Annotated in this window: 6 protein-coding genes and 1 pseudogene; 4 read left to right on the forward strand and 3 right to left on the reverse strand. The window is 65.8% G+C overall.

Annotation, left to right across the window (positions count from 1 at the left end; all coding sequences use genetic code 11):
* Positions 1–254: 254 nt before the first annotated feature.
* Positions 255–533 (reverse strand): DUF6894 family protein, encoded by a 279-nt coding sequence (locus ACKUB9_RS02400; protein ID WP_407519115.1) that lies wholly within the window; start codon positions 531–533, stop codon positions 255–257.
* 434 nt (positions 534–967) lie between these two features.
* Between ACKUB9_RS02400 and ACKUB9_RS02405 the strand changes: the two genes are divergently transcribed.
* Positions 968–1,171: a hypothetical protein gene (locus tag ACKUB9_RS02405; RefSeq protein WP_407519072.1), complete on the forward strand. Its 204-nt coding sequence runs from the start codon at positions 968–970 to the stop codon at positions 1,169–1,171.
* A 470-nt stretch (positions 1,172–1,641) separates the two neighbouring features.
* Here the strand turns inward: ACKUB9_RS02405 and ACKUB9_RS02410 are convergent, their stop codons facing one another.
* Positions 1,642–1,812, reverse strand: a complete 171-nt coding sequence (locus ACKUB9_RS02410; protein ID WP_407519073.1) for a DUF4113 domain-containing protein — start codon at positions 1,810–1,812, stop codon at positions 1,642–1,644.
* 955 nt (positions 1,813–2,767) lie between these two features.
* Here ACKUB9_RS02410 and ACKUB9_RS02415 point away from each other — a divergent pair.
* Positions 2,768–4,424 (forward strand): annotated as a pseudogene (locus tag ACKUB9_RS02415) (IS1182 family transposase).
* A gap of 20 nt (positions 4,425–4,444) precedes the next feature.
* Here ACKUB9_RS02415 and ACKUB9_RS02420 read toward each other — a convergent pair.
* Positions 4,445–4,576: a hypothetical protein gene (locus tag ACKUB9_RS02420; protein WP_407519075.1), complete on the reverse strand. Its 132-nt coding sequence runs from the start codon at positions 4,574–4,576 to the stop codon at positions 4,445–4,447.
* A gap of 559 nt (positions 4,577–5,135) precedes the next feature.
* On the opposite strand from ACKUB9_RS02420, the gene ACKUB9_RS02425 reads away from it, so the two are divergent.
* Together ACKUB9_RS02425 and ACKUB9_RS02430 are read left to right on the forward strand one after the other, a co-directional pair.
* Positions 5,136–6,659 (forward strand): ATPase domain-containing protein, encoded by a 1,524-nt coding sequence (locus ACKUB9_RS02425; RefSeq protein ID WP_407519117.1) that lies wholly within the window; start codon positions 5,136–5,138, stop codon positions 6,657–6,659.
* The gene (locus ACKUB9_RS02430) at positions 6,656–8,707 is read left to right on the forward strand and encodes a PAS domain-containing hybrid sensor histidine kinase/response regulator (protein WP_407519077.1); all 2,052 of its coding nucleotides are present in this window, start codon (positions 6,656–6,658) and stop codon (positions 8,705–8,707) included. The genes ACKUB9_RS02425 and ACKUB9_RS02430 overlap by 4 nt, the downstream gene beginning before the upstream one ends.
* The last annotated feature ends 93 nt before the right edge of the window (positions 8,708–8,800 follow it).

Raw genomic sequence — 8,800 nt, forward strand, 5'->3', positions numbered from 1 at the left:
TCGGCACGCTCGTCGAGGTGCCTCCCTATGCCGACCGGACCTGAAAGCCAGAAGCGCCCCGCGCCTAAGCTGGGGGCTGAGAAGACGGCACCCGAGGAGCGGCACCGCCGGTTCGTAGAGGTCGCCCGCGATCTCGACTGTGACAAGTCAGAGGAGCGGTTTGACACGGCTCTAGAGGTGATAGGGCGGGCGAAGCCGAAGGCGAGCGAGGCCGGCTCTCACCTTTGGAAGGCGAAATCTGACAAAGCCAACCGTTAGACTCCGGCTTTCTTCTTGCCGTATGACACTGATGCAGGCGCATCTGTCACAAAAAAATCCAATCGGAATAGCAGCAAATCAGAGTTGTCGGTAACTTCCATCCGCCATTCGCTGCCTAAATTGTCCCTTTCTGCACCGTTTTCTAGCAAGATGCCCGCGTAGCGGATGGCTTCCCTTCGGGCAAAAATCTGATCTGGTAGCTCAACGCCCGTTTTATCGAGCAGCTCAACGCCATCGTAGACATTGAAATGATACCGAGGCATGCGCGCCGCCACCCATTGCAAGGCGGGAGCGCACGTCTCTCTCAGCCGCAGGAGCCTTGAGGATCTGACCTGCGATGGGCGACCCTACCGGAGTGTTCGATATCTCACAAACACTAAATCTGGTACCTAGTTCGCGAGGTATATAATCGCAAAACGTTTCTCCCAAGCAGCGAAGGCGCCCGGCCCGTGCTGCAACTCCTGTCCTGCTCTTTGTGGGGGCGCGGGCCCACGAGCCCATTGCGAGGCTGCCCGTGTTCCGCGCGCTGCCCGTCGTTTGCGCGGGACAGCGGGTCGGGTGGCGGACCTTGCAGCGGCCACGTGCTCGGTGGGGGTCTGCTCGGATCTGAGCACAAGCTAGCCTCTGCGCTGTCGTCTCCTGACCGCCGTCGCTCAATGCGGGCGGCTGCGCGTTGGTGTCCCGTGGTGATCCACGGAGGGATGGCGTGATGGCATGCAACGGGGACTTCATCGACGCGCTGAAGCACGAGCACGAGCGCTTGGGTCGGCTGCTCCTGGTCATCGACGACGGCCGCTGGTGGACGGCTGACGATCCCGGGCGTGCGAAGGTAACAGCCCTGCAGGAGCGAGCCGCGCAGATCCGAGCCGCAATCGACGGGATCGACAAGGTCGTCGGTGAGATCGGAAGGTAGCCCACCATGGAGATGTTTGGGGCTGTCGGGGCGATGATCTTCGCGTCCGGAATCGTCCTGGCGATCGTCGCCGCGGTTGCGGTCGTCGGGCATCTCATCGAACGAGCTCGGCAACGGGCCGAGCCGCCTTTGCATGCTGGCGGACGAGGGGACCGGCGAGGCCGCGCGCCGCAACGCGACCCGAACGGCGATCGTGCCGGCGGTGGTGATATGACCGACGACGAGTTCCTGCGCGGGCGGCGGGCGTTCCGGCTGTGGCTGCAAGGGCGGGCCCGGCTATCGGGGTCCGAATGGGCGGTGCGTCGGGTGGGACGCTCTGGCGGAGACCTGCGGCAGCCCGCCGACGACGCGCTGCAAGGCCGAGCAGGTCAACACCTGGCCGGGCAAGAAGAAGAGCGAGACGCCGCCCCCGTGGGCGCGGCGGGTACCCCCGGCGCATCCGACGGTACCAAATCCCTTCTGAGCGCTCCTTAAGTCGGCAGCTGCGCCGACACGGATGGCACCTCGACCAGCTGCGTGGTGTAGCGCGGCGTGCGCATCTCGAACTTCGCCGACCACGTCCGCTTTTCGACGGCCCCGGCCCGGGTCGGCACCACGCTGCCGCGCCCGAAGCGGGCGTTGCAGGCGTCCATCGTTGCCATTGCCGCACGGCCCAGCTCGCGGTCGAGCGCCCCGAACAGTTGTAGAATGCGGCCCCGTCGTTTCAGCGTGACCGAGCTTGACGCCAAGCTGCGATTGCAAGCTGGCGCGCCTCGAAGGTCGCCCGCTGATGAGTGCCCGGTGCTCCGCGTCCCAATGCATCGTATGCATGTTGCAGAACGCCATCGGGCCCATGGAGACGCGTCACCTCGGCACGCCAAGCTCGATCTGCGCACGCCAGCCGGTGCTCCGTTTCTGCGAAATTCTTCAAATTCATCATCCTTCTTTAGTATTGAAATGTTATGTCATAAGACAGCAATAATTATATTATGTGAAGCGCCCTCTAATATGAAAAAACTCTAGCGTCTTACTCTATAGAAATCAAGTTCTGGGTTCCACGCGATCCATTATCATCTGTTTAATTTGCGGTGAAATATTATAACTTTTTCGCATTTCGTCCATAATCTCTGACAATTCAATAGGATTGCAATTCTGGTTCTTTAGAGAATGAGCGAGTGCATCCGCCGCCGCCATCAGCATAAGGTCATGTTTGATCCCAAGCTTGGAGGGAAGGCGTATTCTCCGGCCGAAATGCGTGTGACGTGGCATAGAAGAACTCCTCAGGCTCAGTATTTTATGATATGTTTTTATCATAACATACAAAATTGCCCATGGTGGCAAGCTTGTTTTTAGAAAAACATTTATTTGAGTTGCCCGTTCCAACCAAGATCCATAAATTTATTTAGGATATTTTCGTATGCTCCAAGCGCTGCAGGTCCGGCGCGCGGCCGGCCGCGGCTACGATGCCGTCATCATGTGACGCTCAAGCCTGGTCAGCCCCCATTGAAGTGGTTCATCGGCGAGTTCGATACCGCTGGCGAAGTCGGAAGGAGGGTTGGATCGGAGGAGCCGGGGTCGCGTTGAGGCGGATCCGTCCATCTTGGCTCGGAGAACGCGATGTCGCTCCGCCTCAGCAAATTGGTCGTCGTCCCTGAAGAGACCGCGCAGGTCGCCCGAGCTGCGTTCCCGCGCGCCTCGTTGCTGCTGAGCCTGCGCGATGAGCGCGGCCCGATCTTCGATGACCAACGTTTCGCCGCCCTATTCCCGAAGCTCGGCCAACCAGCCGAGGCCCCTTGGCGTCTGGCGCTCGTGACCCTGCTGCAGTTCATGGAAGGGCTGTCAGATTGCGCCGCTGCCGACACGGTCCGCGGACGCATCGACTGGAAGTACGTGCTCGCGCTGCCCCTGCGCGATCCCGGCTTCCACAGCAGCGTGCTCTGCGAATTCCGCTCGCGGCTCATCACCGGCGGGGCGGAGCGCGTCCTGTTCGATACCGTCCTGGACCTGGCGCGCTTGCGCGGTCTTGTCCGGGCGCGGCCGCCAACGCACCGACGCCACCCACGTGCTCGCCGCCGTGCGTGGTCTCAACCGCCTCGCATGCGTCACGGAGGCGATGCGCTTCACCCTGGAGGCGCTGGCCTACGCCGCGCCGGACTGGCTCAAGGCCAACGCCCAGCCGGGATGGGTCGAGCGCTACGAACGCCCTTCGCTCGGCACCGAGCGCCCGCCCCGCTCGGAGGTCAAACGCACCACCCTCGCGCAGGTGATCGGCGAGGACGGCCATCGGCTGCTCGCCGCCGTATGGACACCGGATGCACCGGGCTGGCTGCGCAACATCCCAGCCGTCGAGATCTTGCGCCGGATCTGGGTGCAGCAGTTCTACCTGCTGGACGGTGCCATCCGCTGGCGCTCCTCGGACGACACGCCGCCGGCCGGCCTGTTCCTGAACTCGCCACACGACCTAGCGCACTATGCCAAGATCGATACGATCTCCTGGGTTGGGTACAAGGCCCACCTGACCGGGACCTGCGACGCCGACTACCCGCGCATCATCACCGACGTCCAGACGAGCCCCGCGCCGGTCGCCGATCACCGGATGGTCGTGCCGGTCCACGAGGCTTTGGTCGAAAGGCACCTGCTGCCGGCGCAGCATCTCGTCGACACCGGTTACACCGACGCCGGGCTGCTGATCGACGCACGGCAGCGCTTCGAGATCGACTTGATTGGACCCGTGCGAAGGGACGTGCGCTGGCGGGCCCAGGCCGGAGGCCGCTTCGCCATCGCGGCGTTCCAGATCGATTGGGCGGCCGAGCGGGTAACCTGTCCCCGGGGCGTCGCGAGTTCGAGTTAGACGCCGGCCCTCGACAGCCGGGGCACGCCAGGCATCAAGGTGAAGTTCTCTCGCCGCGACTGTCAGCCCTGCCCGCATCGTGTCGCCTGCGCAGGCCCGAAGGCAACGCGCCGCCTGATGTCGCTGCGCCCGCAGGCACGGCACGAGGCGCTCGCTCAGGCGCGCGAGCGCCAGGACACGGCCGCGTTCGCCCGGCTCTACGCCCAGCGCGCCGGGATCGAGGCTACGTTCTCGCTGGCGGTGCGCAGCCTTGGCCTACGCAGAGCGCGCTACGCTGGTTTGGCCAAGATTCAGCTGCAGCACCTTGCGACGGCGGCCGCGCTCAACCTCACTCGCATGGTCCACTGGATCGACGACAAGCCAATCGCCACCACGCGCCGCAGCCATTTTGGCCGTCTCCTCACCCCGCTCCGAGCCGCATGACTTCGCCAGCGGTATCAAACTCACCGATGAACCACCCCGTGGGGGTTGATCACAAGGTCAGAGAAGCGCGAGGAGTGGACGTTCAGCGTCGCGATGATGGGAGTGGGCTGCGGCAGCTCATAGGTCATCTCGCAGCCGACCAGAATGCGCATGAACTCACTCCAGAGTGACGGATCGAGGCCCCTTGCCGTACATCAGTGTCGGCGAGAGCTGCGCTAGCAGATGAGCCCCAGTCGGATGGACGCATTTCCAGCGTAGCATGGGTGTGCGCTGAGCGACTGCGTCGATTCGAACACGAGCTGGCAACCTTCGCAGATAAAGTCAGAAAAACGACCGTTCTTAGCGGCCAGGGTAGCTGCGTCCGCTGACGTGCTTGACGCGGGAGCACGGCGTGGTGGCGGATGTCAGGAAACCGTGTCAGGAAATCAAATGTGCGGAAAGCCTCGCAACCGGACCTCTCCGACACGAAGCGCGAAAGACCGCTCAGGGTCAGGAGTTCTCGGTCGGCGATTTCGGCTATGCGACGTCAGCAGGACCGACTGAGTTCCGCATCCGAGACAAAGCAAGCCCATCAGGCCCCTACGATTGGCGCTGCCGGGGAGCCAGAAGCGCCACGATGCGTTGTCCCGTGCGCTGACAAGGGCTTGGCGGACCTCTACCGTGTCCGTCGACCGGGGATGCAACCCATGCCACAGAGCCTCAAACAACCCGATGACTGATCCTTCGATGAGCCAGCCGATCAGCGTGCAACCGCGCATCTCGACCGGTGTGCTCGGCCTGGACGAAGTTCTCTGCGGCGGCCTGACGCCGAGCCGGCTCTACCTGCTCGAGGGCAATCCGGGCACGGGTAAGACCACCCTCGCGCTCCAGCTCCTCCGCGAGGGCGCGGCTCGCGGCGAGCGCACCCTCTACGTCACCTTGTCCGAGACCACCGACGAACTTCGGTCCGCGGCCGCGACCCACGGCTGGTCGCTCGACGGCATCGAGATCTACGAGCTCGTCAACGAGATGGGCCTCGACCCTGACAGCGAGCAGTCGATCCTGCATCCCTCCGAGATCGAGCTCGGCGAGACCGTCAAGGAGGTCTTCGCCCGGGTCGAGGACCTGAGGCCCGACCGAGTCGTCTTCGACAGCCTCTCGGAGCTGCGTCTGCTAGCCCAGAACCCGCTGCGCTACCGCCGGCAGATCCTCGCGCTCAAGCAGTTCTTTGCGAAGCGAGCCTGCACCGTTCTGATGCTCGACGACCGCACCTCGGAGACGGGCGACCTCCAGCTCCACAGCATCGCGCACGGGGTGGTCTCCCTGGAGCAGACGCCGCGCGAGTTCGGCTCCGAACGGCGGCGGCTGCGCATCGTCAAGATGCGCGGCATCAAGTTCCGTGGCGGCTACCACGATTTCGTTCTGGAGACCGGCGGCATCCAGGTGTTCCCGCGCCTGATCGCGGCCGAGCACCACTCGACCTTCGACGCGAAGGCGCGCTCGACCGGCTCGGACGAGCTCGACCTCCTGCTTGGCGGAGGTCTCGTGCCGGGAACCAACACGCTGCTGCTTGGCCCCTCCGGCGTCGGCAAGACCACGACGGCCATCCGCTGCATGCTGGCCGCCCTGGAGCGCGGCGAGAAGGCGACCTATTACCTGTTCGATGAGGGGCTGGCGACGCTGCTCGTTCGCTCCGCGAAGCTCGGCATGGACCTCGCCCCACATATCGAGGGCGGGCGCCTGACCATCACGCAGATCGATCCCGCCGAGCTCTCGCCCGGCGAGTTCTCCAGCATGGCCCGGCAGGCCGTCGAGGAGCGTGGGTCGACCTTCGTCGTCGTCGACAGCCTCAACGCCTACCTGCACGCGATGCCGGGCGAGGAGTTCCTCATCCTGCAGATGCACGAGCTGCTGAGCTACTTGAACCAGCAGGGGATCACCACGCTTCTGGTCCTGGGCCAGCACGGCGTCGTCGGCGAGGTGCGCACCGATGTCGACCTGAGCTACCTCAGCGACTGCATCCTGCTGTTCCGGTTCTTCGAAGCGAAGGGCGAGGTGCGCACGGCGCTCTCGGTGGTGAAGAGCCGCGTCAACGCGCACGAGCGCACCATCCGCGAGATGAAGCTGTCGGGACACGGGATACAGGTTGGGGAGGCACTGACCGACTTCGAGGGTGTTCTCACCGGCCTGCCGACTTACCGCGGTCGGGTGTCGATGCTGACGGGCGAAGCGCCTACCGACGACACCGCCCGGTGACCGCGTCGGTAACGGACGAGGAGCGCGTCCTCATCCTGGCGCCGCGAGGACGCGATGCCATCGTGGCCGAGCACGTGCTCACCCAGGCGGGCAGGCGCGCCACCGCGTGTCCGGACCTGGCGAGCTGGCTGGACTGTCTCACGGCCGGAGCGGGCGCCGCGCTCGTCACCGAGGAGGCGCTCGGCGCCGAGCCGGCTGGGTTGTTCGCGTGGCTCGACGCGCAGCCCGCCTGGTCGGATTTCCCCTTCGTCGTGCTGGCGACGCGCCAGACTACGCCGCGCTCCGCGAGGGCCTCCGCGCTGCTCGCCCGGCTCGGCAACGTGGTCCTGCTGGAACGCCCCATCAACGCGGAGACGCTCGTCAGCGCCACGGCCTCCGCCCTGCGGGCGCGCCGCCGCCAGTACCAAGCCCGCGAGCATCTCCTGGAGCGCGAGCAGGCGCAGGGGCAGCTTCGGCGGGCCAACGAGGACTTGGAGCGGCGCGTGGCCGAACGCACGCGGGAGGTCGAGGCCGCGCACGAGACCCTCGCCTTCGCGCTCGACGCGGCCGGCCTGGCGTCGTGGGCCCTCGATTGTCGCACCGGCGCGTCGCGGCGCTCGCCCCGCTTCGACGCCGCCTTCGGCTACGGGGACGCGCCCCCGCACTGGAACCGCAAGGCCCTTCTCGCCCACGTCGTGGAGGAGGACCGCGATCTGGCCGAGAGGGCGTTCGCGGCGACGCTGACAACGGGCACTCTCAACCTCGAATGCCGCGTCCGGCGCACCGACGGGGCGGTGCGCTGGATCACGATGCGGGGGCAGGTGAAGCACGACGGAGCCGGCAAGCCCCTGCGCATTGCCGGCATCCTGATGGACCGCACCGAGCAGCGGATCACCGAGGACGCGCTGCGACAAGCCCAGAAGATGGAGGCGATCGGGCAACTGACGGGCGGCGTCGCCCACGACTTCAACAACCTGCTCACGGTCATCGTGGGCGGCCTCGACATGATGCTGCGCCGGCCCGAGCAGGTGGAGCGGGTCAAGCGCTTGGCCGAGGCGGCCATGGGCGCGGCCAAGCGCGGCGAGCAGTTGACCCAGCAGCTTCTCGCCTTCTCGCGCCGGCAGATGCTGCGGCCGCAAACGCTGAACCCGAACCGCCTGCTGCTCGACTTCAGGCCTCTGGCCGAGCGGGCCGCGGGCGGAGCCGTCGAGCTGACCTTCGACCTCGATCCGGCACTCGACCCGATCCGTATCGACCCGGCGCAATTCGAGGCAGCAGTGCTGAACTTGATCGTCAACGCCCGCGACGCGATGGAGGGGGGCGAGGGACACCCCCGCATCGCGGTGACGAGCCGCAACGTCCACCTCGGGACGGGTGCCGTCGCCGACCGGGGCGTGCCGCCGGGCCCGTACGTTGCGGTGTCGGTCACCGACACCGGCAGCGGCATCTCGCCCGAGATGCTCCAGCGCGTGTTCGAGCCGTTCTTCACCACCAAGGAGGTCGGCAAGGGAACGGGGCTCGGGCTCAGCCAAGTTTACGGCTTCACGCGCAGCGCCCGGGGGTTCGCGCAGATCGTATCGGAGGTCGGCCGGGGCACGACGGTCAGCTTGTACTTCCCGCGCTCCACCGACCCGGCCGACGAGGAGGCCGGAACCGGCGCCGTCGGCACCATCCCCCTGCGCCGCGCCGGGGAGGGCGATACGGTGCTCCTGGTTGAAGACGACGAGCAGGTGCTCGGGATGGCCGTCGAGAGCTTGGAGGAGTTGCGCTACCGGGTCATCATCGCCCGCAACGCCGCCGAAGCGCTGGGGCACCTCAAGGGTGTGGAGCGCATCGACATCCTGTTCTCGGACGTGGTCATGCCCGGCGGCATGAACGGATCGCAGCTCGCCGTCGAGGCGCAGCGGGTGCGCCCGGGCATCAAGATCCTGCTCACCTCAGGCTACGTGGCGAACCTCGACGAGGGTCAAGTCCTTGGTCAGGGCGAGCTGCCCGTGCTGACCAAGCCCTATCGCCGCGACGAGCTCGCCCGCTCGCTTCGGCTGGTGCTCGGGGGCGAGGGCAGCTGAGGGCTCTCCCGCGACGTGCTCGCGCTAGAGCGTTTTCGGTTTGGGCTGAGTCGGTGCGGGGTTTTCGGGTCTGCTGCGGTGTGATTCCCTGAT

This window comes from Methylobacterium oryzisoli (assembly GCF_046557895.1).
In the GTDB taxonomy this organism is placed as follows: Bacteria; Pseudomonadota; Alphaproteobacteria; order Rhizobiales; family Beijerinckiaceae; genus Methylobacterium; species Methylobacterium oryzisoli.

Bases quoted from the DNA above. Each gene is read 5' to 3' on its own strand.
- ACKUB9_RS02405 (WP_407519072.1), top strand. From the start codon at position 968: ATGGCATGCAACGGGGACTTCATCGACGCGCTGAAGCACGAGCACGAG.
- ACKUB9_RS02410 (WP_407519073.1), bottom strand. From the start codon at position 1,812: ATGGCAACGATGGACGCCTGCAACGCCCGCTTCGGGCGCGGCAGCGTG.
- ACKUB9_RS02420 (WP_407519075.1), bottom strand. From the start codon at position 4,576: ATGCGCATTCTGGTCGGCTGCGAGATGACCTATGAGCTGCCGCAGCCC.
- ACKUB9_RS02425 (WP_407519117.1), top strand. From the start codon at position 5,136: ATGACTGATCCTTCGATGAGCCAGCCGATCAGCGTGCAACCGCGCATC.